The organism is Acinetobacter sp. 22512 (genome assembly GCF_052044755.1).
Taxonomy (GTDB): Bacteria; Pseudomonadota; Gammaproteobacteria; order Pseudomonadales; family Moraxellaceae; genus Acinetobacter; species Acinetobacter pittii.
On record NZ_JBQENP010000016.1, the window covers coordinates 12,711 to 37,574 of the forward strand.

General features: G+C 38.5%; 19 protein-coding genes. 16 read left to right on the forward strand and 3 right to left on the reverse strand.

Translation table 11 applies throughout. From position 1 onward, the window contains the following. Nucleotides 1–18 precede the first annotated feature (18 nt). The 5 genes from bauD (at nucleotide 19) to ACTJJG_RS15095 (ending at nucleotide 6,059) form a co-directional block, all read left to right on the forward strand. Nucleotides 19–960, forward strand: a complete 942-nt coding sequence (gene bauD, locus ACTJJG_RS15075; protein WP_032063046.1) for a ferric acinetobactin ABC transporter permease subunit BauD — start codon at nucleotides 19–21, stop codon at nucleotides 958–960. Continuing rightward, a complete protein-coding gene (bauC, locus tag ACTJJG_RS15080; RefSeq protein WP_002118596.1) occupies nucleotides 960–1,907 on the forward strand; it encodes a ferric acinetobactin ABC transporter permease subunit BauC in 948 nt (315 codons plus the stop codon). Before bauD ends, bauC begins: the two co-directional genes overlap by 1 nt. After that, entirely contained in the window at nucleotides 1,904–2,674 is a 771-nt protein-coding gene (bauE, locus tag ACTJJG_RS15085; RefSeq protein ID WP_032004524.1) for a ferric acinetobactin ABC transporter ATP-binding protein BauE, read from the forward strand. The genes bauC and bauE overlap by 4 nt, the downstream gene beginning before the upstream one ends. 6 nt (nucleotides 2,675–2,680) lie before the next feature. After that, a complete protein-coding gene (gene bauB, locus ACTJJG_RS15090; RefSeq protein ID WP_372552666.1) occupies nucleotides 2,681–3,649 on the forward strand; it encodes a siderophore-binding periplasmic lipoprotein BauB in 969 nt (322 codons plus the stop codon). An 85-nt stretch (nucleotides 3,650–3,734) separates the two neighbouring features. Beyond that, complete coding sequence (locus tag ACTJJG_RS15095; protein WP_372552667.1) at nucleotides 3,735–6,059, forward strand: TonB-dependent receptor; 2,325 nt, start codon at nucleotides 3,735–3,737, stop codon at nucleotides 6,057–6,059. 66 nt (nucleotides 6,060–6,125) lie between these two features. Here ACTJJG_RS15095 and basC read toward each other — a convergent pair whose 3' ends face one another. Both basC and basD read right to left on the reverse strand, forming a co-directional pair. Continuing rightward, nucleotides 6,126–7,436: a putative histamine N-monooxygenase gene (gene basC / locus ACTJJG_RS15100; protein WP_069119424.1), complete on the reverse strand. Its 1,311-nt coding sequence runs from the start codon at nucleotides 7,434–7,436 to the stop codon at nucleotides 6,126–6,128. A gap of 47 nt (nucleotides 7,437–7,483) precedes the next feature. Continuing rightward, nucleotides 7,484–10,426: an acinetobactin non-ribosomal peptide synthetase subunit BasD gene (basD, locus tag ACTJJG_RS15105; RefSeq protein WP_230445241.1), complete on the reverse strand. Its 2,943-nt coding sequence runs from the start codon at nucleotides 10,424–10,426 to the stop codon at nucleotides 7,484–7,486. Between the two features lie 160 nt (nucleotides 10,427–10,586). Here basD and basE point away from each other — a divergent pair, with 160 nt between their 5' ends. From basE to basJ, 8 genes are all read left to right on the forward strand, one after another. Beyond that, nucleotides 10,587–12,215, forward strand: coding sequence for a (2,3-dihydroxybenzoyl)adenylate synthase BasE (gene basE, locus ACTJJG_RS15110; RefSeq protein ID WP_069119427.1), 1,629 nt, complete (start codon nucleotides 10,587–10,589; stop codon nucleotides 12,213–12,215). A 17-nt stretch (nucleotides 12,216–12,232) separates the two neighbouring features. Next, nucleotides 12,233–13,102 carry an acinetobactin biosynthesis bifunctional isochorismatase/aryl carrier protein BasF gene (gene basF, locus ACTJJG_RS15115; RefSeq protein WP_001018273.1) on the forward strand — a complete coding sequence of 290 codons (870 nt, stop codon included), beginning with the start codon at nucleotides 12,233–12,235 and terminating at the stop codon, nucleotides 13,100–13,102. 115 nt (nucleotides 13,103–13,217) lie between these two features. Further along, the gene (gene basG, locus ACTJJG_RS15120) at nucleotides 13,218–14,369 is read left to right on the forward strand and encodes an acinetobactin biosynthesis histidine decarboxylase BasG (protein WP_372552668.1); all 1,152 of its coding nucleotides are present in this window, start codon (nucleotides 13,218–13,220) and stop codon (nucleotides 14,367–14,369) included. A 245-nt stretch (nucleotides 14,370–14,614) separates the two neighbouring features. After that, nucleotides 14,615–16,225: an acinetobactin export ABC transporter permease/ATP-binding subunit BarA gene (barA, locus tag ACTJJG_RS15125; protein WP_032055345.1), complete on the forward strand. Its 1,611-nt coding sequence runs from the start codon at nucleotides 14,615–14,617 to the stop codon at nucleotides 16,223–16,225. Next, nucleotides 16,222–17,817 carry an acinetobactin export ABC transporter permease/ATP-binding subunit BarB gene (barB, locus tag ACTJJG_RS15130; RefSeq protein ID WP_032055347.1) on the forward strand — a complete coding sequence of 532 codons (1,596 nt, stop codon included), beginning with the start codon at nucleotides 16,222–16,224 and terminating at the stop codon, nucleotides 17,815–17,817. The genes barA and barB overlap by 4 nt, the downstream gene beginning before the upstream one ends. 71 nt (nucleotides 17,818–17,888) lie before the next feature. Beyond that, nucleotides 17,889–18,623, forward strand: a complete 735-nt coding sequence (gene basH / locus ACTJJG_RS15135) for an acinetobactin biosynthesis thioesterase BasH (protein WP_032055348.1) — start codon at nucleotides 17,889–17,891, stop codon at nucleotides 18,621–18,623. Between the two features lie 10 nt (nucleotides 18,624–18,633). Then, entirely contained in the window at nucleotides 18,634–19,389 is a 756-nt protein-coding gene (locus ACTJJG_RS15140) for a 4'-phosphopantetheinyl transferase family protein (protein WP_069119485.1), read from the forward strand. Nucleotides 19,390–19,512: 123 nt separating this feature from the next. Continuing rightward, nucleotides 19,513–20,682: an acinetobactin biosynthesis isochorismate synthase BasJ gene (gene basJ, locus ACTJJG_RS15145; protein WP_032055351.1), complete on the forward strand. Its 1,170-nt coding sequence runs from the start codon at nucleotides 19,513–19,515 to the stop codon at nucleotides 20,680–20,682. A gap of 118 nt (nucleotides 20,683–20,800) precedes the next feature. On the opposite strand, the gene ACTJJG_RS15150 is transcribed toward basJ, so the two are convergent. Further along, complete coding sequence (locus tag ACTJJG_RS15150) at nucleotides 20,801–22,042, reverse strand: L,D-transpeptidase family protein (RefSeq protein ID WP_069119428.1); 1,242 nt, start codon at nucleotides 22,040–22,042, stop codon at nucleotides 20,801–20,803. A 301-nt stretch (nucleotides 22,043–22,343) separates the two neighbouring features. Between ACTJJG_RS15150 and hemE the strand changes: the two genes are divergently transcribed. The 3 genes from hemE to ACTJJG_RS15165 all read left to right on the forward strand — a co-directional run bounded on the left by hemE (nucleotide 22,344) and on the right by ACTJJG_RS15165 (nucleotide 24,833). After that, nucleotides 22,344–23,417 carry a uroporphyrinogen decarboxylase gene (hemE, locus tag ACTJJG_RS15155; RefSeq protein ID WP_017398630.1) on the forward strand — a complete coding sequence of 358 codons (1,074 nt, stop codon included), beginning with the start codon at nucleotides 22,344–22,346 and terminating at the stop codon, nucleotides 23,415–23,417. Nucleotides 23,418–23,422: 5 nt separating this feature from the next. Beyond that, the gene (locus ACTJJG_RS15160) at nucleotides 23,423–24,217 is read left to right on the forward strand and encodes a DUF817 domain-containing protein (protein WP_017398629.1); all 795 of its coding nucleotides are present in this window, start codon (nucleotides 23,423–23,425) and stop codon (nucleotides 24,215–24,217) included. 145 nt (nucleotides 24,218–24,362) lie between these two features. Further along, nucleotides 24,363–24,833, forward strand: coding sequence for a DUF3015 family protein (locus ACTJJG_RS15165; protein ID WP_002118800.1), 471 nt, complete (start codon nucleotides 24,363–24,365; stop codon nucleotides 24,831–24,833). The last annotated feature ends 31 nt before the right edge of the window (nucleotides 24,834–24,864 follow it).

Sequence of the window (24,864 nt, forward strand, 5' to 3'; positions counted from 1 at the left end):
AAGTGGGGCACGCCACTGATGCGATTCGGCTTATTTTTTATTTTTATCCTTTTATGTATTTGCTCGTTATTGCTCGGGGCTGAGCCAATACAGTGGTCTAACTTATTTTCTTTTTCTCATGAGAGTTGGCTCACTCTTACAGCCAGCCGTATCCCTCGTTTAATCACTATTGTGCTTACCGGTATCGGGTTGGCGGTATGTGGTGTCATCTTGCAGCATATTGTGCGTAACAAGTTTGTTGAACCAGAAACTTCGGGCGGTTTAGATGCTGCCAAGCTAGGAATTTTAGTGTCGTTAACTTTAGTTCCGGTAACCAGCACGTTGAGTAAAATGATATTTGCGATCATTTTTTGTTTTATTGCCAGCTTAATTTATATCGCAATTATCCGCCGGATCCGTTTTAGAAATACGGTTTTAGTACCGGTTATTGGTTTGATGTACGGCAGTGTACTGAGTGCCTTAGCTGAGTTTTATGCCTATCGCTTTAATATTTTACAAAGTATGCAAGGGTGGCTTTTAGGAGATTTTTCAAAAATTGTCCAAGGCCACTATGAAGTTATTTACATTATTTTTCCGATAGTTGTCCTGACTTATCTTTTTGCACACCGCTTTACCGTGATTGGTATGGGTGAAGAGATGGCTTCTAGCTTGGGACTTAGTTATGCAGCTATAGCCGCCATTGGTTTAATACTGGTTGCCATTACAGTTTCAACCACAGTAATTACTGTTGGTGCCATTCCTTTTGTCGGGCTCGTGGTCCCCAATTTGGTCGCACTGAAATACGGAGAAAACTTAGCTAAAACCTTGCCCATTGTGGCTTTGGGTGGGGCATCACTATTACTGGTTTGCGACATTCTTGGTCGCTCGATTATTTACCCATTTGAAGTGCCAATTGGACTTACCGCAGGTGGTGTGGGGGGAATTATTTTCCTCATCCTCATTTTGAGGGAATTCAGATAATGCGTATTACAAAGCTATGGACGATTTATCTAATTGTCATCTGCCTAGCAATAAGTTTTTTATTTTTAAACTCAGGGTTAGATTTTGATTACGTCATTCCTAATCGACTTCTGCGTCTTGCCACGATTGTGATAGCCGGTATTTGTGTTGCTTTTTCCTCGATTGTTTTTCAAACACTGGTCGGTAATCGTATTTTGACCCCTTCCATTATGGGCTATGAAGCGATTTATCTCTTATGGCAAGTTTTGTTGTTGTTTTTTTGGGGAACGCATGGATTAAGCCAGTTAGGGGTAAATGGTAATTTCTTTATCTCAATCGTTTTAATGCTGCTTTATTCGTGGGTAATCCATAAGTGGTTATTGCCATATGGCAGAAATGATGTGTTTCTCCTGTTGCTTTTAGGTTTAGTCCTTACGATGGTCGTCGGGACGGTTACTCAATTTATTCAACTCAAAATTAATCCTGGTGAATTTTCTGTTTTCCAAGGCCTTAGCTATGCTTCGTTTAATCGCTCTCAACCAGAAACTTTATTTTATGCCAGTGTAGCCGTAGTCATTGTTCTATTCCTCGGTAGAAAAGCACTCCCTGTTTTGGATGTTCTGGTTTTAGGGCGTGAGCAAGCCATTTCATTAGGCATTCATCATCACCGTTATGTCAGTTTCTATTTAGCTCTAATCGCTATTTTGGTTGCGGTATCTACCAGTCTCATTGGCCCGACAGTATTTATGGGCGTATTCATTGCCAACATTACTTATGCACTAGCAAGAAGTTATAAGCATAAATTAACGCTGCCCATGGGCTGTGCCATCACGATTGCCATATTTATTGCTGCTCAAATTTTAGTTGAGCACGTTTTTAATTACAAAACGACCGTCAGCATTTTGGTCAATCTGGTATGTGGCATTTATTTCCTTGCGCTGACGGTTCGTACCCGAGGTGTTGCATGATTCATGTCAAGAATATCAATAAGTCATATGGAAATAAGCCAGTACTGACTGACGTAAATGTTGAATTTCCTACAGGTCAGGTGACATCACTCATTGGTCCAAATGGAGCTGGAAAATCGACTTTGCTCATGATGATGGCACGTTTAATTGAGCCAGATAAAGGCGAGATTTTTCTTAATCATCAAAATATTGCGGATATTAAAACCGCTGTTTACGCCAAGCATGTCGCGACTTTACGTCAAGCACCCGGCTTTAATTTGCGCTTAACCGTAGAAGAGCTGGTTTCATTTGGACGCTTTCCCTATAGCCGTGGTGTTTTAACCGAGCAAGATCGTCAGGTGGTTGATGAGGCGATTGAGTTTCTTTCTTTAGAGCCGCTGCGCAAATCTTACATCGATGAAATTAGTGGTGGCCAAAGGCAAATGGCCTTTTTGGCGATGACGATCGCACAGCAAACAGACGTACTTTTATTAGACGAACCCTTAAATAACCTTGATATGAAACATGCCGTTCAAATTATGCGCGCACTCAGGCGCTTATGCGATGAACAAGGGCGCACTGTGATTTTAGTCATTCATGACATCAATTTTGCCACGAATTATTCGGATCATATTGTCGCGCTGAAGAACGGCAAGCTTCATTTCAGTGGGTTAACCGAACAAGTGATTACAGAGGCGCAATTAAATGATCTGTACGAGCTTGATTTTGAAATTACATACAGTGAGCGTGGCTGTATGTGTAATTACTTCAACTCATCTGGAGCTTGAATACATATGAACTGGAAGAAAAAGTATGGGGGAGTAGCCCTCATCATAGCGGCAGCTGTCACTCTACAAGCATGTGATCAAAAAGTTGCAGATACCACTCAAGCTTCTCAGAAGCTCGCAGAACCGATTACGGTGAAACATGCGCTTGGAACTACGGTGATAGATCATTTACCGCAACGCGTTGCCGTACTTGATATGAATGAAGCTGACTTTCTAGATCAACTCAATGTCCCGATTATGGGAATGCCAAAAGATTATGTTCCACACTTTTTGGAAAAATATAAAAAAGATACACAAATTCAGGATTTGGGTGCAATTGTGCAGCCCAACATGGAAAGAATATATGCATTAAAACCAGACTTGATTTTGATGACGCCATTACACGTTAATCATTATCAGGAACTGTCAAAAATTGCCCCGACCATTCATTACGATATTAATTTCAACAATAGCGAGAGTAATCATATTGGTCTGGTTAAAGACCATATGATGACCTTAGGAAAAATATTTAATAAAGAAGATTTAGCCCGCCAGAAAGTTTCTGAACTTGATGAACAGGTGAAGCAAGTACAAGCCGTAACGGCCAATCGCCCAGAAAGAGCGTTAGTCGTTCTTCATAACAATGGGGCATTTAGTAATTTTGGTATTCAGTCACGCTATGGCTTTATTTTTAATGCTTTTGGAGTAAAGCCTGCAAGTGGTGTGATGGATACAAGTCTACATGGACAACCAATTTCGAGTGAATTCATCAAAAAAGCGGACCCAGATATTCTCTATATCGTGGACCGAACTGCTGTGATGGAACATCGCTCAAAAATTAATGCCGCCAGTGTTGAAAATCCATTATTACGTCAAACCAAAGCGTGGAAAAACGGTCGTGTCATTTTTGTCGATGCTGATGCCTGGTATACCACGGCTGCAAGCCCAACCTCGCTCAAAATAGTGATGGAAGATGTGAAAAAAGGCTATCAATAAATTTTTAGGCACATCACTTAATCAAATTTTACAGCATAAATTTTCACTATTTTGCTTTGTATTTTAAGCAGATAGTTAATAAAAAATGAATCACAACATTAAAGGTCTTTCAATGAACAACGTTAGCGATAACCGTAATTTTAAAAGTGGGAATGATCAAAGAATTAATCAACGTTCTTTTGTATTAAATGGTATTGCATCTGCACAAATGGCCCTTCGATTAGGCTATGCATTAGGCACTGTATTTGTTCTATGTGCATCAAATACCTATGCTGCTGTTATTGATAATTCAACAAAAACTCTAGAACAACAAAATGCTCAAACAAATGTAGCAGCTTTACCCGCAATTACCGTAAAAGCTGAACAAGACGATACTTATGCAGGTGGGCAAGTTTCGTCAAAAAGCTCAGTTGGCTTTTTAGGTAATAAAACCGCTATGGAAACCCCGTTTAATACCATTGCGTATACAGAAAAATATATTGCAGATCAGCAAGCGAAAGATATCACTGATGTGATTGCAAAAACGGATCCATCTATTTTTTCAACTGGCGCTTACGGCGTAATTGCAGAAAGTTATGCTATTCGTGGATTTAGATCAAGTTCTGTGGCTGCTGGCCGCGATACTTCTATGGGCGGATTATATGGTATTGCTCCTTTATACCGCGCTTCACCGGAAATGTTTGAACGTATTGACGTGTTAAAAGGCCCTTCAGCAATGTTAAACGGAATGCCTCCAGGTTCAACTTTAGGGGGAACAGTTAACTTGGTTCCGAAACGTGCAGGAGATGATCCCTTAACTCGTTTTACAACGACGTATATGTCGGATTCACAATTCGGAGGCCATCTGGATATTGGACGCCGTTTTGGTGAAAACAAAGAGTTTGGTGTGCGGTTCAACAGTGTATATCGAGATGGTGAAGGACCGATTAAAGAGCAGGAAAAAACCACTCATCTATTTTCACTTGGTTTAGATTGGAAAGGCGACAATGCACGACTTTCAGCCGATTTATATACTAGCCGTGACCATGCTGACGGTATAAATCGTGGTTTAACCATTTTACCAGGTGTCAATTTACCCAAAGCGCCAAACCCCGATACTTTATTGAATCCAACGTGGACGGCCTATAACACGCGTGATACGGGAGGTATGATTCGAGGCGAATATGACTTAAATGATAAATGGATGGCGTATGCAACGGCGGGTATGAGTAAAACAGAATATAACACTTTGGGTGCTGCTAAAACTGAAATACAAAACGAAGCGGGAGATATAAAATTCAATATTGCACATTTAGGTTTCAAATATGAACGTAAATCTGTTGAAGTGGGTTTACGTGGTAAATTTGATACAGGTGCTGTAAAACATGCTCTGGCATTAAATGCAACACATTACCGCGAAACGGATGACGAAGCTGGTATTAGACAAGGATTTCCTCAGGGAGATCGTGTAACTAATATTTATAATCCGAATTGGGGCAGTAAACCGAATCGCGTTCCTATTGCACCTATTTTTAGTAATAAAGAAAATTTAACAAGTGTTGGTTTAGCCGATACGATGTCGGTTCTTCAAGATCAAGTCCAATTAACCTTGGGACTGCGTTATCAAAATATTGTCACCGAAAGTTTAAATGGGCAGGGCGTCCGAAATATTAACGGTCGTTATGATAAAAACGCTATTACACCTGCAGCTGCAATTTTGGTAAAAGCAAATGATCATGTTTCATTATATGCAAACTATATTGAAGGATTAAGCTCAGGGGGAACCGTACCTACCGGACAAAACTACGAAAATGAGGGGCAAATATTTTCTCCTTTTAAAACTAAACAGATGGAAACCGGAATTAAAATTGACAGCGGTAACTTCACCAATACGTTTAGTGTATTTCAGATCAAATCTAGAAATTCGTATGTAATTAAAAGTACCGATGAAAAAATCAAATCTATTTATGGCGCTGATGGAGAACAACGTAATCGCGGAATTGAATGGGGCTTTTATGGTTCACCTGTTGACAGTATTCGTGTAATGGGAGGATTAACTTATATTGATCCTAAAATTACAAAAACCAGAATTGAAAGCGAGTTAGGAAATGTTGTTGCCGGTGTTCCAAAAGTGCAAGCTAAGCTTGGTATTGAAGGTGATGTGTCGTATATCCCTGGCTTAACTTTGACTGCCAATGCGACAGCTGCGTCTAAACAATATATTTATAATGATAACTCAACTTCAGTACCTGGACGTGAAGTGTACGGAATTGGCGCACGTTATAATACGAAAATAGCTCAATTTCCTGTCACTATTCGCGGGAATATTGATAACCTCACCAATAAGTCATATTGGTCAATGCCTCAATTTACAAATTTAATGCTTGGTGCACCACGTACTTATTTATTATCTGCCACAATTGATTTTTAATTTGATCTAAAAAGAACATATAAAAAAACTGCCAAATTTGATTTGGCAGTTTTTTATTAAGCGTTTTTATTTTGGTAAACCATAGTGCTGGAAAGAAGACTGTTTAGGAATTCGATAAGCATTACGCCCCAGTAATTGATTAATAATGACTGAGTTTCGGGTTGCCCCGATCCCTAAGTCTGGAGAACCTACACCTTGCTGAAAAATCTCGGCATTTTGAATGAAAATTCGACCTTGTCCCTGATCACAACGTAAAGCGGTAAAGTCTTCTTGAACAATACAATCATTTTTATCATCAACAGCTAAAATAGAACCTTTCATATTTTGGAACCATTCAGGCCAATCATGAACATAGCCTGTAGCTGCGACAAGGGCATCAGTTTCTAATTCGCAACGTTGATCGAGTTGGGTGTGCAAACAGGTTAAACGCAGAGAACCCGATTCAAGTTGTTCAACCGATTCAACTTCACAGCTTGTGTATAGGCTTAAACCGGTTTTTTCACCAGCCACTGAACGCTCATAAAGCACATCATATATATCGCCAATGGTTGAGAAGCTAATCCCTTTATAGATCAGGCCCTGACTAGCAGCAATATCGCGGCGTTTATCTCTAGGCAGGCTTTGGAAATATTGCATATATGCAGGGGTAAAACATTCTTGCCCAAGTTTAGAATATTCCATTGGGTGAAAGCCGGCAGAACGTGTGATCCAACGAATAGATGCACCTGCTTTTACTTGTTCTGGTGTAAGTGAATTAAATAAAGCAAGCACACATTCTGCTGCACTCTGGCCTGAGCCAATAACTGTTACTTGTTTACATTGATTGAGTTGTTCCTGAATTTTCGCAAACTCCGCAGAATGTTTTACCAAAGGGTGTTTGCATGTTTCAAGCCACGTAGGAATTCGAGGTTTAGTTCCAATACCAATTGCCAGATTTTGGCTTATATATTTTTGTTTTTCGCCCGAAGCTGATTCACTTTCTATAATAAATTTATCGAGCTTGGCGTCATATTCAACATGACTTACGTTTTCTCCAAATTGACAATCGGGTAATTGTTTTGAAGCCCAACGGCAATAATGGTCATATTCACGGCGTGGAATTAAAAAACTGTCGTAATAATAAAACTGATGCAAGCGATCATGTTGATGTAAATAATTAATATAGCCTAAGGGATGGCAAGGATTGGCCATAGTAACCAAGTCGGCAAAGAAAGGAACTTGTAATGTCGTACCTTGCAATAGCAACCCTTCATGCCATCGAAATTCTGGTTTGCGTTCTAAAAATACGCTTTTGATTTCGGGATGATGAGACAAAAGAGCAGCTAAACCTAAGTTGAATGGCCCAATACCAATTCCGGTAATATCTATTTTTTTCATGTTTATACTTTATCTGTTTCCAAAATGATGAAAGTTCAAAATACGAATTAATGTGGTGTTAGTAGTTTCTCTACATCAGCAATATTGCGACATTGAATAAGTTGAACAGGTGAGAGCTGAATCGCGTATGTTTCATTAATACGTTTTGAAACGGCCTTTAAATGATGTGGACGTAGCCCGAGATGAGTAAAATGAGTTGAGTTGTCCACTTCCATATTTGGCGTGTGGCCTATCACTTCTAAGTAAATGTCGAGTAGTTGATTTTGCTGTTTAGCATTATTTTCAAGTGGTATAGATGAATGATCGGACTCATTATTTTTAAAATATAGTCGTTTATTTTGAAGCTCACAGAAAAAATTGCTGAGATCAAAACTGAATATTTCTGAGTCAATAATTTGCTTGATTGCCAATTGTAGTGCATCCAAGAAATCGTCAATCATGTTGGGTGGGAATGCTTCTTGGGCATAATCAATATCGAAAATTAAAGCGCCGTCATTTCTTGTGCTAAAGCGAATATCAATTGCAACTTGAGGGGTTTGGGTCAGTCCATCTAGTTGCTGAATAGGGTGAGATTCAGATAATACAGGCCATGACAAACCATTTGTAATTACAATCGGCAATACTGGAGCAGTGCCAACTTTTTCAAATAATAGTCGAGCGAGATCAACGCCTGAAAAGGAAAGATGCTGTAAACCCTCTAAAACTTCAGTTTGCAAGCGGTTTGCTTGTTCAGCAAATTGATCTAAAGCTTTCCACTCAACTGCAATAAACGTAGAGCTATTTGAAAATGGTCCGGCATAGAGGGGAAGTGTAGGAACAGCAACGCATAGAGATTTATCCGTGCTCCAATGAGATAGCACTTCCAAAATAAGCGCCATGATGATTGAGTTTTTAAACAGTGAATGTTTTACGCCAATTTTAGACAACTGTTTAAATTGATCTTTTTCTATAACCAAACTGTTACGTTGGTAACGTGAAGTCGGTAAATGCTGTAAGGGTGTTTTCCACGGAAGCGTAGGAATAGCCGATAATTTAGAAAATTTTCTTTCCCAGTAAGCCATATCTGTCTGATGAACAGATAAGCTATTTTCCACTTCATTTTCTTCTATTTTTGTTTGGATATCATGTTGTTGTCCGTCGAATAGCTCTAACATAAGTGAAGCTATAGATCGGCCATCTAAAATTAATGCATCAAAGCGGACAAAAATCGTTAGTAGATTATTTTTTAATAAAAAAACCGTGATATTCCAAGGCGACTGATTTAAATCAAATAGCTCATGCGTATAACTATTTTTATAGGACTGGATGTGGTGAGAAGCACGTTCAGGTTCCCATGTAGTTAGGTCTATTTCTTTTAAATTGACACTCACTTGATCGCTTACATATTGTACTAACCTATTTTTATCAATATAGGTTCGTAAGCTGTCATGCCGCCGTACCATTTCTGCCAATCGTTGTCTTAATAAAACAATATCCATTTTGCCGTGATACTGCCTAAACTCTTGCATGGCAACACCACCTAAAGGAAGGGCTTGAGTTCGACCTAATAGATAAGCTTGCTGTAATGCATTTAATGGTTTTTGAGACGTACGATCTGACGAGGTATTTTGTGCTGAGTTTATAATTTGTGTATTAAGTTGTGCAGGATGTGCGGCAAGATTTTTAAGTAAATGAATGAAAGATTCAAATAAATTCGTGATCCATTCTTTGGGTAGAGCATCTAAACGGATGTCCCAATTAACTAAAATACCGTCATCTACATGAGCAACTTGTGCATCAAGTGCAACTTGCGGCCCTTGTGAAATGACCCAATTCATTGAGCCAAAAATACGGCGGACACGTTCGGAAAGTAAATTATCATCTTCTAAGTCGAGCGCCGCTGTAAATACCACGGGAGCAATCTGTGCACTACCATGATAACGGGACAGATCACGTAGAACATTCACACCCGAATAATGTGAATGCTCTAATAACTCAAGCATTTGATTTGCTATTTGTTTGCAGAATGCGGCTAAGGTAGTCGTCTCATTCATATCGACATCAAGGATGACTAAATTAGCAAAATCACCAATAGAGCCTTCGACATTTTTTAAAACCGGTTCGCGCCAAAAAGTAGGAATATTCAATCGGAAGCTGTGATCTTTGGTTGCATGACCAAGTGTATAGGCAAATAAACCTAATATCAGGTTAGTCACAGTAATGTGTTGTTCTCTAGCAAGTTGTTGTAATGCTTTTCGTTCTTCCGGCGATAACCATGTACTTAAACGATCACTTTTTGCTGTTTTGAATTCTTGATGAATGAAAGGTAGAGACGGAGCAGGGCTAATATGAGGCAGACGTTGTTTCCACCATAAGCGGTCTCGTTGGTTTAATTTTTTTAGGTCAGGGTCCGTCCGTATTTTTTGATACCAGTCAAAAAAATTAGGCGGACGGGAGAATGATATTTCTGGGTCTTCATAAAACAAAGAAAGATCTTCCATCAAGTTCAAAAAACTGGACGGATCTATAGCAATCATGTCCGTATCTACATGAAAACGGAAAATATTATTTTTAAGAACACTTACAGAAAATCTTGCAGTTTGACCCTGACTTAAATCAAGTTTTTGATGGGTCCATTGCTCACGTTTTTGCATGAGCATTTGCTCAATTTGATGATCACTAAACTTTGAAAAATCATCGACTTCTAATATCTGTTGAGCCTTCTCAGCCATGATGTTTGCGATGCCATCGGCACTCAAACTTAACTTCAAAATAGAGTGTTCTTTATAAAGTCGTTGAAGTGCTAAATGTAATTTTTGTAGATCAATAAATTGACCGTCAAATTCTGCATAGAGGTGGGCAGCAACCCCACCTAAAGTTGCGTTGCCAGAGCGACCAAACCAGCAGGCCGCTTGCATCGAAGTTAATTCACACATTGAACGATAACTCGGTTGACAAATTAATCTTGTTTCAGCATCATACAAACAAATGAAAATGATTACCAGTTGCATTTGTTAATCATTTCCAATTTGCTGTGAATATATAGCTTGTCCGTCTTAAGAGTTTTCTTTTGTCGGTATTCAAATTAAATATTTATGCCGATATGTAAGAAAATTTACGAAGAATCAATAGTTTGATAACCATTAAATTAAATTGAATATTTAGAATGTCATGAAAAAACAGTTGATTGAGTTTGTTCGCTGGTCTCCAGAGAGAGCGCAACACTATCGAAATAAAGGTTATTGGATTGATCAACCTTTGACGCGCATTTTAACGGTAGGGGTTCAATCGCATCCGCATTCGCCGGCAATTATTTGTGGTGAGCGTCAGTTGAGTTATATTGGGCTGGACCAGCTATCAACAAATTTAGCTTCTCGACTAGCTGAAAAAGGCTTGGGCAAGGGTGATACAGCTTTAGTACAGCTTCCCAATGTTGCAGAGTTTTATATTGTCTTTTTTGCCTTGCTTAAGGCAGGCGTGGTTGTGCTCAATGCGCTATATAGTCATCGTCAATATGAACTAAATGCCTTTATTAAACAGATTCAACCTAAGCTTTTAATTGGTTCGCGTCAGCATGAAGTCTTTAACAATAATCAATTTATTGACTCACTTCATGAAGTAAATTTAAGTCCTGAAATTATTTTGATGCTCAATCATCAAGCTACCGATTTCGGACTATTAGACTGGATTGAAACATCAGCAGAGACCTTTGTCGATTTTTCATCTACACCTGCTGATGAAGTTGCTTTCTTTCAGTTGTCAGGTGGAAGTACGGGAACACCAAAACTTATTCCACGAACGCATAATGACTACGACTACAGTGTGCGGGCCAGTGCCGAGATTTGCGGTTTAAACTCAAATACCCGGTTATTGTGTGCTCTGCCAGCTCCGCATAATTTTATGTTGAGTTCACCCGGTGCATTAGGTGTTTTACATGCAGGTGGATGTGTTGTGATGGCACCAAATCCTGAACCGCTCAATTGTTTTTCTATTATTCAAAGACATCAAGTCAATATGGCATCTTTAGTGCCGAGTGCTGTCATTATGTGGCTAGAAAAAGCCGCGCAATATAAAGATCAAATTCAATCTTTAAAGTTGCTTCAAGTGGGAGGAGCAAGTTTCCCTGAATCTTTAGCCCGTCAAGTTCCTGAAGTCCTCAATTGTAAATTACAACAAGTATTTGGAATGGCCGAAGGCTTGGTCAATTACACCAGACTAGATGACTCCGATGAGCAAATATTTACGACACAAGGGCGTCCTATCAGTTCTGATGATGAAATCAAAATTGTGGATGAACAGTATAAAGAGGTTCCAGAAGGTGAAATAGGAATGCTTGCGACTCGGGGACCTTATACCTTCTGTGGTTATTACCAAAGCCCTGAACATAATTCACAGGTCTTTGATAAGGACAACTATTACTATTCGGGCGATCTCGTGCAGCGTACTTCGGATGGCAATTTACGTGTAGTAGGAAGAATTAAAGATCAGATTAACCGTGGTGGTGAAAAGATTGCTTCGGAAGAAATAGAAAAACTTATTCTTCTACATCCGGAAGTTATGCACGCAGCTTTGGTCGCAATTGTTGATGACCAATTCGGTGAAAAAAGTTGTGCCTTTATTGTTTCTCGGAATCCTGAACTTAAAGCTGTTGTGCTCAGACGCCATCTCATGGAGTTGGGTATTGCACAATACAAACTTCCAGACCAGATCAAATTAATCGAAAGTTTGCCACTGACTGCAGTCGGTAAGGTGGACAAAAAACAACTTCGCAGCATTTTAAATACATCTACAACATCTTAATAAATATTGAGCAGCATATGGCTATTTCAAAAATTTCTACTTATCTCATGCCCAAACGAGAGAGTTATCCAAATAACAAAACAGATTGGCAGTTAGATCCTTCTCGAGCAGTTTTATTAATTCATGATATGCAACGCTACTTTTTAAATTTTTACGATGCTGAAAGTGAATTAATTAAAACGGTTGTAAATCATTTAGTTCAACTAAGAACTTGGGCACATCAGAACAATGTTCCTGTTGTCTATACAGCACAGCCTTATGAACAGCCAGCGGCAGATCGTGCATTACTGAATGCCATGTGGGGGCCGGGTTTGCCAGCCTCAACAATCGATCAGCAAAAAATTATTGATCAACTTTCTCCTGCTGAACATGACATTGTCTTAACGAAATGGCGTTATAGCGCGTTTAAACGTTCGGATTTGCTTGAAAGAATGCAAAACTGGAATCGTGATCAGCTCATTATTGGCGGTGTCTATGCTCATATCGGGTGTATGGTTACGGCAATTGAAGCCTTTATGAGTGACATACAACCCTTTCTTGTTGGAGATGCAGTTGCCGATTTTTCAGAAGAAGAACATCGCTTAGCTTTGAAATATGTGTCTTCACGTTGTGGTCAAGTTGTGGATACCGAATCTGTAGTGGGACAGGTGGCAACAGGCATTACACGACCTTGGTTAGAGCAAAAGGTCCAGCAGCTTATTGAAGAAGATGAATTAGACCCCGAAGAAAACCTGATTCTTTATGGATTGGATTCATTACGAATTATGCAGTTTTCTTCGGAACTTAAAGCACAGGGAATCAATATTAGTTTTGAAGAATTAGGACGCACACCCACTTTATCAAATTGGTGGTCATTGGTTGATGCGCGGCAAAGGATTGCAGGGTAGAGGGTTGCCTCATAAGGCATACGACAAATCCTGGTCGCTAAATTTTACATAAAATTTATATCTTTGATAGCGACTCCTTAGACGACTTGTAATCGTCATATTAACGGAGCAAAAAATGATTTTATCGCCTGCTGATCAAGAGAAAATAGAGACATTCTGGAATTACTGTTTAAAACATCAATACTTCAATATTGGGTATCCTGAATCTGCAGATTTTGATTATTCCGCTTTATTTCGTTTTTTCAAATTCTCTATTAATAATTGTGGTGATTGGAAAGACTATAGCAATTACGCATTGAATTCTTTTGATTTTGAAAAAGATGTGATGGCGTATTTTGCTGAAATTTTTCAAATTCCTTTTGAGGAAAGCTGGGGATACGTAACCAATGGTGGCACAGAAGGTAATATGTTTGGCTGCTATCTGGCGCGTGAGCTATTTCCAGATTCCACATTATATTACTCAAAAGATACGCATTATTCGGTTGGAAAAATCGCCAAATTATTGCTGATGAAATCTTGTGTGATCGAATCATTGGATAATGGTGAAATCGACTATGATGATTTAATCGATAAAATAAAAACCAATAAAGAAAGTCACCCCATTATTTTTGCAAATATTGGTACGACCATGACCGGCGCAATTGATGATATTGAAATGATTCAAGAGCGCTTAGCGCAAATCGGAATCATGCGCCGAGATTATTATATTCATGCCGACGCTGCCTTAAGTGGCATGATTTTACCTTTTGTTGATCATCCTCAAGCGTTTTCCTTTGCTCATGGCATCGACTCGATTTGTGTGTCTGGTCATAAAATGATTGGTTCACCAATTCCGTGTGGCATTGTTGTGGCCAAACGCCAAAATGTAGAACGTATATCGGTAGATGTTGACTATATCTCTACACGTGATCAAACCATTAGTGGTTCTCGTAATGGTCATACCGTCTTGTTGATGTGGGCAGCAATACGTAGCCAAACTAATTTACAAAGACGGCAGAGAATTCAACATTGTCTAAAAATGGCCCAGTACGCAGTTGATCGCTTTCAAGCAGTGGACATTCCTGCTTGGCGGAATCCGAATTCAATCACTGTGGTATTTCCGTGTCCTTCAGAGCACATCTGGAAAAAGCATTATCTGGCAACCTCTGGAAATATGGCTCATTTAATTACTACGGCACATCACCGAGATACACGTCAGATTGATAGCTTAATTGACGACGTTATTTTTGATCTACAAGGTGCCTCTAAACGTACAGTTGGTTTTTAGTCATATCAACCAAAATGATTTAGACAAATCCATATTAATTTTTACAGTCTAGAAAATGATCTAAAAATATTTTGATAGGGTGGTTAGGAAGTTTTTGATGCAATTAAAGTTTTTAAAAAAATACTTTTTATATGATTTTCTTATTCATGCTTTTTTAAAGCCGAAAACAGCAATTCTTGCTGGTCAATTGAAGCGAAATTTTATTTTAAGTACCGCTTTTTCTATGAATATAAAGAGAGATAAGCATGTCTGATTTAAAGTTATCTCATCTGATGACAGACTCTTCCTTGGCACCTGCACTCAAGCCAGCATTTCCTAAATTATTTGCAGGTACGCTTGCTGCCGTATTTTCAGGTTTAGCCATCTTAACTGCCCTGTGGGGTATGATTCAGTTGATTGGTTATTTATCTTCTTATTGGGTGATCTTTTCAGCGGTTTTTTGGATAGTTGGGGCAGCATTGGCAGCACTAGCTTCATGGTTAGTGCATGATGCAGAGGCTGGATTTTCGGCACGATTACGTCGTCAAATTGCTCATCATTTAATTCGGTTACCGACCACAACCCTATCAAAACAGGGTGACCAAAGCTTAAAACGATTGGTTTCCGACGATATCGCAACCTTACACCATATGGTGGCGCATTTACCGTCGGAAATTGCGATTTTTGCTGTAATCCCTTTAGTTTCTATTGTTTTATTAGTTGTGTTGGTTGGCCCGATGGCCCTTTGGGTATTATTACCTGGTGCAATAGCTTCACTCTATTATTTAATTATTGTTCCCCATGTATCAAAACGGGATGGCGCTGCGCGTATGCAGGTCATGTTAGATATTATTGGTTCTGCTGATGACTATGCGCGCGGCATTCGTGATAACCGAATATATGGGCAACAATCTGGCGCTTTAACAGCCTATACTCAAGCAGCACAAAATTTCACTCAAAATATGGTGTCTTGGGTGAGTAAAGTGGCAACACTTGCTGCTGTTGCCACTGCATTACTACAAGCTGTTGCAACCTTTGCCATAGCCTATTTTGTAGCTTATCAATACGACAGCATGACCTTGGCTGCAACACTTTTCTTTAGTTTGGCCATCGTGACACCTTCACTACGTTTAGGGCATGGTCTTGATTATGTCGCTGCTGGGCGAGCTGCAGCTAGTCGTTTATCTGCATTCTTAAAAGAGCCAGTACTCTCATCGGGCAATCTACAACAGATTGAGCAAGATGTAACACTTGAAATAGTGAATGCAAGCTTTGCAATTGAAAATCAAAAAGTATTGGATCGATTAAGTTATTCATTTCCAAAAAATTCAATGACTGCAATTACAGGGCCAAGTGGAGTTGGAAAAACAACCTTACTGCGAGCACTTGCTGGGTTCGCTGTATTGCAAGAAGGTGTCGTTCAATTAGCAAAAACAGATATTTTGCAATTACATGAAAAACTAAGACATGAAAAGGTTTTGTTTATTCCACAAGGTGGAGATGTATTACCGACCACAGTAAGAGAAAACTTGTCCTTATCTGTCATTAATGCAAATGATGAACAACTTGAGCAGGCATTACTCAAGGCCCAACTAAAAGTAGATTTAAAGGCAGATGCAACTTTACTTTCAGGCGGTGAAAAACAGCGCCTAGGAATAGCGCGTGCGTTTTTATCTTCAGCTCCTATTATTTTATTAGATGAGCCAACGAGCGCACTCGACCAGACCAATGCGACAAAAATAATATTGGAATTAAGCCACTTAGCTAAAAACCAGAATAAAACCATCGTTATGGTCACTCATGATCTTGCCTTAGCTGCTTATGCCGACAGCAGGTTAGTGCTTAACGGCCCAACTGACTCAGGGAAATCTTTATGAATACTGCTGCTAAATTAAATAAAGATCAGATTTTTTCGATGCTTCCTCGTTCAGCCAAACAAAAATTAATTATTGTTGGTATCGGATGGATCATTGTTGCAGCAATTGAAGCAATCGCATATACCGTATTGGCATTTGCAATTGTCAATCAATGGTCTCCAAGTTGGGTTCTCATCAGTGCAATTGCAGCAATATTAGTGACAGTTATAGTCACTCGTGCTGGCTTCCTTACTGGTGTGCGTTTAGCAGGTGACCTATTTGCTGAGTTAGGCAAATCTTTAGCTCGTGCCAAGCTCTCTTGGTTTACCAATGAACAGCGTGCTCAGATTAAGACAATTGCTGGACAGGGAATTCCTGGGTTTATGAGTATCCCTGCTCATCAATTGCAAACCTTTTTACATGCGCCTTTTATGCCTTTGTTTCTAACAATAGGAATAGGCATGCTTGCCGGAGCAGGCGTAGCATTTGTCGCTTTAGGCTTACTTTTACTCTCTTTATTTGCTCAATTCCTAGCACAACGTGCACTCATGCATATTGATAAAAAACGTAATACTGCCGATTTAGCTGCTTCACAAGCAACGTTGGAATTGGTTGATCATGTTGAGTTATTACGCACAGCCGCGGGACCAGAACGTGCGGTCCAAAGGCTAGAACATCGTTGGGAAGAGCAAGAAGAGACATTAGTACGGATCAACCGTGCTGCTGCATTTGCAAGTTTTGTTGCAACCTTGGCAAGTGTTTTACCGATTGCTGGGATGGCAACTTATCTGGTACTTGCTGGTGTCAATCATGCTGCTTTGGTGTTGGCATTACTCGTCTTAATTGGACGTGCAGCAGCGCCGTTAGGTGAACTTGCTACCGCAGGGTTGCATATCAATGATTTGTTTGCTGCACTGCGCAATTTTAATCAGATCACCCATCCACCTGAGTTGCCTGAGCCATTACACCCTCAAATTCCTACTGGCCATCATATTTCGGTACAAGGCGTTAGCTATGCGCCAGCACTTGAAAATATGACTCTCGACATCGCATTGGGGAGCAGAGTATGGGTTACCGGACCAAGCGGTAGTGGTAAGAGTACTTTACTTGAATTGCTTACACGGTTTGATGATCCACAAAGAGGAAAAATTACCCTAGGTGACATAGCTCTTGATCAAATGAAATATGAAGATTTGGTCTCGAATATTGCTTATGTCACACAAGAACCTATTTTGTTCACAAGTACACTGGCTGAAAATATCCGTTTAGGTAAACCTGATGCAACTGATGATGAAATAGAAAAGGCTGCAAGAGATGCCGCATTAGGAGCAATGATTGACCGTAGTTCAGAAGGAATTAATCAATCGGTTGGTAAACAAGGCACCGCATTGTCTGGTGGTGAACGTCAGCGGGTCGCAATTGCCCGAGCATTACTCAAAAATGCGCCGATTTTAATACTTGATGAAGCAACCTCTGCCTTGGATGAAGAGACTGAGCAGGAAATTGTTACAACGATACGTGCTCTTTCTTCTACGGTTATTTTTGTCACACATCGTGACTCAGCCATTTGGCAACCGACTCAAACTATCAATTTAGCTTCAACTTCTGTTTAAAAAATAGAGCAGAAACCTGATTTAAGCATTTTTTATAAAAGAAAAATGCTTAATATTTGGAGAATTCTTAAGTGAATAAACATCAATATAATATGTTCTGTTTACCGCCTGCGGGGAGTAGCGCAAGTATTTATCATCTATGGAAAAAGCAGATCTCTGACAATATTCGTATTATTCCTATTGAATATTCGGGTCATGGTATAAAAATAAATGAACCATTGATTGATGAACCTGATCTATTGGCTATGCAAATTGCCAATGAAATACAAGCTTACTCAGACAAGCCGTTTATTTTATTTGGACATAGTGTGGGAGGTGGCTTGATTTGGAAAGTACTCAATTATTTGAATGAAAAACCCATAATTGATCAGTTGAGATTAATCGTTATAAGTAGCCGACCTGAGCATCACTATATTCAACATATGCGGTACAAGCATGAGCTAACTGATGAAAAAATTATTGATGAATTAAAACGATACAATAATTTTCCTGACGAAATTTTAAATAATCAGGATGCACTCACATTCTTTCTCAAAATCATTCGTAATGACTTCTATCTTAGTGATCAATTGCTTAGCGAGAACATACACAAGACTGAGGTTCCGATCGTTGCATTTTATGGCAAACAGGACCCTGATATTCCTAATAAGAGAATGATGGATGCATGGCAACAACACACAGAAAATTGGTTAGGAAGTATTGAGTTTGAAGGGGACCATTTCTACTTTCTCAATCCCGAGACCCGAGTAAAGATGCTTAAAAACATTGCTGCCATCGTTGAAACATTGACCGTGAATATTGAATAAAGTACAGGCTATGAATACGGAGAAGCAGTTAAGTAGAGGGGCTAATTCATGTCTGGATGAAATAAATATTCAATATGAAAAGCTAACAGCTTTCGGGTTAGATATACATAAAGTCCAGCTCAACCAAATCAAAGAAATACCTCAGCTTGATCATATCTATCAGGAGCTGAATATATTTCTTCCACCGAATATAAAAAGCTCACGCTTCATTCGTCAATTAGAGTTCTTGACGGGACGCTTAGCAGCAAAATATGCATTACAAAACATTAATTTACAAGATTTTGTTGTTCATCAAGGTAAACATGGGGAACCCCTATGGCCCGAAGGAGTGATAGGTGGGATTAGCCATGTTGGATCAAAAAAATCATGTCATGCCATCGCATATGCTAGAAATAACACGGTTCAAGAAAAAATATTTGGGATCGATATAGAGTCTCAAAAATATTATATTTTTTTTCAAAAGAAAGATGAATTTTATGATGTTTTTCTAAATAAAAACGAACAAGCAGAAATTGAAAAGCTGCAAAAAAGTCATGCATATTTATATTTGGTAATATTCTCTGCTAAAGAAAGTATCATTAAAGTAATTTATTTAAAATATAAGCAAATTATTGATTTTAAAAATATAAATTTTAAAAAACTAGATGGCGAGTTTCTTTATTTTTACCTTAGTCAAGAAAGTTCAATCGGGATAAATCTAGAGATTAAAGTTCAATTTTTTTATACAAATAACGAGATAATTACAATTTCTTGTATTAAAAACTAATTTTATTATTGATAATAATAATCATTTGCATTAATGTGTGTTTCAGTATTTTTATACTCCTATATTTAAAAAGAAGTACTACAGAATTTGCTTAAAAAAATCAATGTGAGAGGTGATATACAGATGATGCAGACTCAAATATCAGTAGAGCAAAATTTAGATCATATCGGTCAAAAGAAATTTTCATGTTTCTCTACGAAAAATTATTATCTCGAAGTGAACGAATTCGTTAAAACGCTAAATACACCTGCAGCAAATACCGCACTATTTAATGAGGGGATTGCAAAATGTTTTGAAGAAATTAAAAAGCAAGGCCATCAAAATCCAGTTTTAATTGGTGCTATACCTTTTGATATTACAAAGAAAAGTAGCTTAAATTTTTATGCTGATCATAAAAAAATAACACAAGCATCTTCTACGATTAACTCATTAAAAAAACGTAATAACATTGAGGTAATTAATAAATCATTACTCATTCAACGCCAAAAATTTGAAGGTACAGTACAGTTAGCTTTAGATGCTTTTGAAAAAAAGAAGGTAGAAAAAGTTGTTCTTTCTCAGGCTGTTGAATATGAGTTTAACCATCATCAAGAGCCAGAAAATTTATTGGCTGCTTTATTAAAACAAAATCCAAATGCTTATAATTTTGTGATTCCAGTAGAACATAATGATTATATTCTAGGCGCAAGCCCAGAACTGCTTTTATCAAAACAAGGTCGTATTGTAACCAGTAATCCTTTGGCCGGTTCTAGGCCCAAATCACCGATTTCTGAAAAAAATTTCGTCAGCCAACAAGAATTAAATCATTCTGAGAAAGACCAACATGAACATCGAATTGTGGTTGAAAATATTATTAGAAATTTAGCCACTCATTGTGTAGAGCTTAAGGTTTCTGAATTTCCAGATATTTTAGAAACATCAACAATGCTGCATTTATCATCAGAATTCCAAGGTATGCTCAAACAACAGGCACCGAATGCATTAAACCTTGCATTAGAATTACATCCAACACCAGCGGTTTGTGGTTCACCAACTCATGTTGCTAAGCAGTTTATTTTAGATCATGAAGGTTATGACCGACATTATTACACGGGGTTAGTAGGCTGGATGGATGCCGAGGGTAATGGAGAATGGGTAGTCACGATTCGATGTGGTCTACTCAGTGAAAATAAAATGCGCTTATATGCTGGTGCGGGGATTGTGGAAGGATCAGATGCTGAAGCTGAATGGTTAGAAACAGAAGCTAAAATGCAAACCATGTTGAATATTCTAAATACAAAAATTGCTGTGTAATTAGTAAACCTAGGCTGGTTTTATTTTTATAATCAAAACAATAACTAAGTATTCTAGTGAGATATAGTAAAAATTTAATAAAAAAGCCTGCGTAAAGCAGGCTTTCTTTTTAGATGGATTACTCAAGGAATTTAACAGTTACGCCTGAACGTACTTTATTACCTAAATCATTAGCATCCCAGTTCGTTAAACGGATACAACCGTGAGAAGCTGTTTTAGAAATTAAAGACGGGTTTGGTGTCCCGTGAATACCAAAAGATTTTTTACTTAAACCAATCCAGATATTACCTACAGGTGCATTTGGACCAGGTGGTAAAGAAAGAGGTTTCAAGTTTTTACCTTGAATAAAGTTTGATGGTGAGTAGCTATACCAAGGATTACGAGCCACACCAACTACCTTGTAAGTACCGGTCGGAGAAGGCGTATCAGTACTGCCAATTGTTGCAGGAAATGACGCAATCATTTGGTTACGGCTATTGAAGAGATACAATTGTTTTGCACCTTTATGCGCAATAATCAAATGAATGTCTTCTGGTAAATCATTGCGTACGTTTGGAACAATGATTTTTTCACCCGCTTTTTTGAATGTTGCTGTTGGATTGATTGTTTTTAAGAAAGCTTCATCGATATGAAACTTTTCGCCCAACATTTCGCTAACACGAGTGTAATACAAACCTTTCATTTTAGCCTGTAAAGCATAATCAGAAGGAATTGATTGTGCATATGGGCCTTTTAAATCGGCATCAGTAATGGTGTATTCAATAAATGAAGGTTTTATTTGCTTAGCAACTAGTGCATCCCAAGTTTCTTTAGTCAGTTCACCAGTAGGTGATAAACCATTCATTTGCTGGAATGAAGAGATTGCTTTTAAAGTGTTTTTGCCACTCATACCGTCAATTGCACCTGGTGATGCATGTGCATTATTTAGCATGACGTGAGCACGAGCGTAAACTGGAAACTGGCCTTTACCAATATTTTCATACCATTCAGCCGAATTTAAGCTATCTAATGTCCAAGAAACTACTGGAGCTGAAGTCTTTGCAGTTGTTGTGGTCGTTTTAGCTACGGCTACCGGTGCTGAAGCGGCAATACCTGAATCAGCATTTTGGTCTTCAGTTTTTTGCAAATTTTGTAATGTTGTTGACGCTCGATTTAAGTCACTTTGTTCTTGAGCGGTAATTTGTGTCGAAGCTTGAGCTTTTACAGTTGAAGCTGCATCTACTGCTAAAGGATCAATCGGATCTTCTACAGGAGCTGATACCTTTTTAGGGTTCAGGGGTTGCTCAGTTGTTGAAGCAGCAAAAGCAACATTAGCAATAATACAACTTAAACTCATAGCGAGTAATGAGCGAACAAACATGTAATTCAACCTTAAGAATTTTCATATAAGCAATAGGGGCATGATCTAATCTAAAAGTGCATAAAACTACCAATAACTCATCTCTATGAGCCCAAGATTGGCAGTTTAGTGGTTAAAAGAATATCAATAGACCCGATGTAACATGTTGCAAGTATTGCAGAAAACCTTGCTGCTTGCAGTAGACTTTTGTGTAAATATGCATTTTTTAGTAGATTGACGAGTTTTTTGTGTGAAATTGAAATTATAAAAATCTTTATGTTTTTGATATGATGCTGCCACATAAAGAATATAGAGATTGGTAATGACGACTTTGAAAAATGATCGTTTCCTACGAGCTTTGTTACGCGAACCTGTAGATACCACACCGGTATGGATGATGCGTCAAGCGGGACGTTATTTGCCTGAATATCGTGAAACACGTTCAAAAGCAGGCGACTTTCTATCTCTATGTAAAAATACAGAATTTGCTTGTGAAGTGACTTTGCAGCCTTTACGCCGTTACGACTTAGACGCAGCGATTTTATTTTCAGATATTTTAACAATTCCTGACGCATTAGGTTTAGGGCTTTATTTTGAAACAGGAGAAGGTCCTAAGTTTCAAAAAACGGTACGTACTGAACAAGATGTGGCGAATTTACCCAAGTTAAATGCAAAATCAGACCTCGATTATGTAATGAATGCGGTAAGTACAATTCGCTCAGCTTTAGGTGGACAAGTTCCACTGATTGGTTTTTCTGGTAGTCCTTGGACGCTTGCAACTTATATGGTTGAAGGTGGTTCAAGTAAAGAGTTCCGTTTCACCAAGCAAATGATGTATGCGCAGCCAGAAGTTTTGCATGCCTTACTTGATCATTTAGCAGATTCAGTTATTGATTATTTAAATGCTCAAATTGATGCAGGTGCTCAGGCGATCCAGATTTTTGATAGCTGGGGCGGGGCATTGGCACACCGTGAATACGTCGAATTCTCTTTAAACTACATGAATAAAATCATTGCAGGTTTACAGCGTGAGAAAGACGGCCGACGTATTCCTGTTATTGTGTTCACCAAAGGTGGCGGTCAATGGTTAGAGCCAATGATTACGACTGGTGCAGATGCATTAGGTTTAGATTGGACTACTCCACTTAATACAGCTCGTAATATTGTGTCGGGACGTGTAGCGCTACAAGGTAATCTTGACCCTGCTGTTTTATATGGCTCTGCTGCTTCAATTGAAAAAGCAGTAAAAGCAATGTTAGACGATGCTTACGCAAACGGTGAAAAAACAGGTTACGTTGCTAACTTAGGCCACGGTATTACCCAGTGGGTAGACCCTGCGCAACCAAAAATCTTTGTAGATACAGTGCATGAGTATAGTGCTAAATATCTAGGATAGTTTTTGTGCGCCATCTGATTTTACCCATTCATTTTATCGGCAAGGCTGTTTCGGCAGCCTTGTTTGGTATTCTGCTTTTAATTGCTTTTGCTTTAACAGCGCCGATGGGAAGCCATGAATATATGGGTTTTTATCGCTATGATTATTTACTTATCTATGCAGTGCTGATTCAGATCTGTCTTTTATATTTAAAACTTGAATCATGGGCAGAAGCCAAAGTTATTGCTTTATTTCATGTCATGGCGATGGTCATGGAAATATTTTTAACGCATCCCGCGATTGCGTCATGGCAATATCCTCAGCCTGCGGTATTTAAAATTTTAACTGTGCCTTTATTTGCAGGCTTTATGTATTCGGCTGTAGGTAGTTTTTTTGCACGGTCAATTCGACTGTTTCAAGTTTCTTTTGAAAAACTCCCAAGTTTTGGAACGATGCTTTTACTGGCATTTTTCTCATATATAAACTTTATGAGTAAATTTTTTGTACCTGATATTCGCTATATTTTATTTGCGATCAGTATTTTTATTTTTTGGAAGACCAAACTTTATTTTCAGCTCAACGAGCATAAATTTAAAATCCCGATGTTACCTGTATTGTTGACCCTCGCTTTTCTAATCTGGATTGCTGAAAATATTAGTACTTTTTATAAAATCTGGCTCTATCCAAGTCAGGTAGATGCTTGGCATATGGTAGGTTGGGGTAAACTGGGGTCATGGTATTTATTATTACTTTTAAGTTTGGTTCTCGTGCTTAAAATATTAGGTCATCGAGATAATCAAGGTAACTGGAATCTAAGGTAAATTTTTTCGTTAGCACTTTTCATCATATTATTTATTTTTTAATTGCTAAATCACAGCCTTCTCGCTATCTTTAATATCGTGTAATAAGAATTACACATAACAATACATAAGAAACAATCAATAATGATTTTGGAGATATACATCTATGTTAAAAAAATTAGCTTTAGCTGCTTTGTTAGCAGCTGGTTCAAGTGTTGCTATGGCTGATAACGATGTAGGTTGTGGTGTGGGTACGCAAGTATGGGCTGGCCAAAAAGGAGTGGTGCCTAAAATTCTTGCTGCAACAACAAATGGTATTTTTACTAACCAATTACTAGGGATTACTTTTGGTACTTTAGGCTGCCGTCAAGGCGGAACAGTAACTGCGCAAGTGGTTACATTCACAAATGAAAATGCTGAAGCTTTAGCACGTGATATGGCAGTAGGCCAAGGTGAAAGCCTGAACGTACTTGCTGAGTTAATGCAAATTAAACCTCAAGACAAAGATCGTTTCTTTAAAGTTTCAAAAGCAAACTTTGGTGAAATCTATTCTGCAAATAATCAAAATACGCTTCAAGTTTTAGCATCATTACAAACAGTAATGGCTAAAGATGACGTTTTAAAAGCTTACGTATAAGTTTGAAACTGAAAACCCTGTCGTATGGCAG

Bases quoted from the DNA above. Each gene is read 5' to 3' on its own strand.
- bauD (WP_032063046.1), top strand. From the start codon at position 19: ATGCGATTCGGCTTATTTTTTATTTTTATCCTTTTATGTATTTGCTCG.
- bauC (WP_002118596.1), top strand. From the start codon at position 960: ATGCGTATTACAAAGCTATGGACGATTTATCTAATTGTCATCTGCCTA.
- bauE (WP_032004524.1), top strand. From the start codon at position 1,904: ATGATTCATGTCAAGAATATCAATAAGTCATATGGAAATAAGCCAGTA.
- bauB (WP_372552666.1), top strand. From the start codon at position 2,681: ATGAACTGGAAGAAAAAGTATGGGGGAGTAGCCCTCATCATAGCGGCA.
- ACTJJG_RS15095 (WP_372552667.1), top strand. From the start codon at position 3,735: ATGAATCACAACATTAAAGGTCTTTCAATGAACAACGTTAGCGATAAC.
- basC (WP_069119424.1), bottom strand. From the start codon at position 7,436: ATGAAAAAAATAGATATTACCGGAATTGGTATTGGGCCATTCAACTTA.
- basD (WP_230445241.1), bottom strand. From the start codon at position 10,426: ATGCAACTGGTAATCATTTTCATTTGTTTGTATGATGCTGAAACAAGA.
- basE (WP_069119427.1), top strand. From the start codon at position 10,587: ATGAAAAAACAGTTGATTGAGTTTGTTCGCTGGTCTCCAGAGAGAGCG.
- basF (WP_001018273.1), top strand. From the start codon at position 12,233: ATGGCTATTTCAAAAATTTCTACTTATCTCATGCCCAAACGAGAGAGT.
- basG (WP_372552668.1), top strand. From the start codon at position 13,218: ATGATTTTATCGCCTGCTGATCAAGAGAAAATAGAGACATTCTGGAAT.
- barA (WP_032055345.1), top strand. From the start codon at position 14,615: ATGTCTGATTTAAAGTTATCTCATCTGATGACAGACTCTTCCTTGGCA.
- barB (WP_032055347.1), top strand. From the start codon at position 16,222: ATGAATACTGCTGCTAAATTAAATAAAGATCAGATTTTTTCGATGCTT.
- ACTJJG_RS15140 (WP_069119485.1), top strand. From the start codon at position 18,634: ATGAATACGGAGAAGCAGTTAAGTAGAGGGGCTAATTCATGTCTGGAT.
- basJ (WP_032055351.1), top strand. From the start codon at position 19,513: ATGATGCAGACTCAAATATCAGTAGAGCAAAATTTAGATCATATCGGT.
- ACTJJG_RS15150 (WP_069119428.1), bottom strand. From the start codon at position 22,042: ATGTTTGTTCGCTCATTACTCGCTATGAGTTTAAGTTGTATTATTGCT.
- hemE (WP_017398630.1), top strand. From the start codon at position 22,344: ATGACGACTTTGAAAAATGATCGTTTCCTACGAGCTTTGTTACGCGAA.
- ACTJJG_RS15165 (WP_002118800.1), top strand. From the start codon at position 24,363: ATGTTAAAAAAATTAGCTTTAGCTGCTTTGTTAGCAGCTGGTTCAAGT.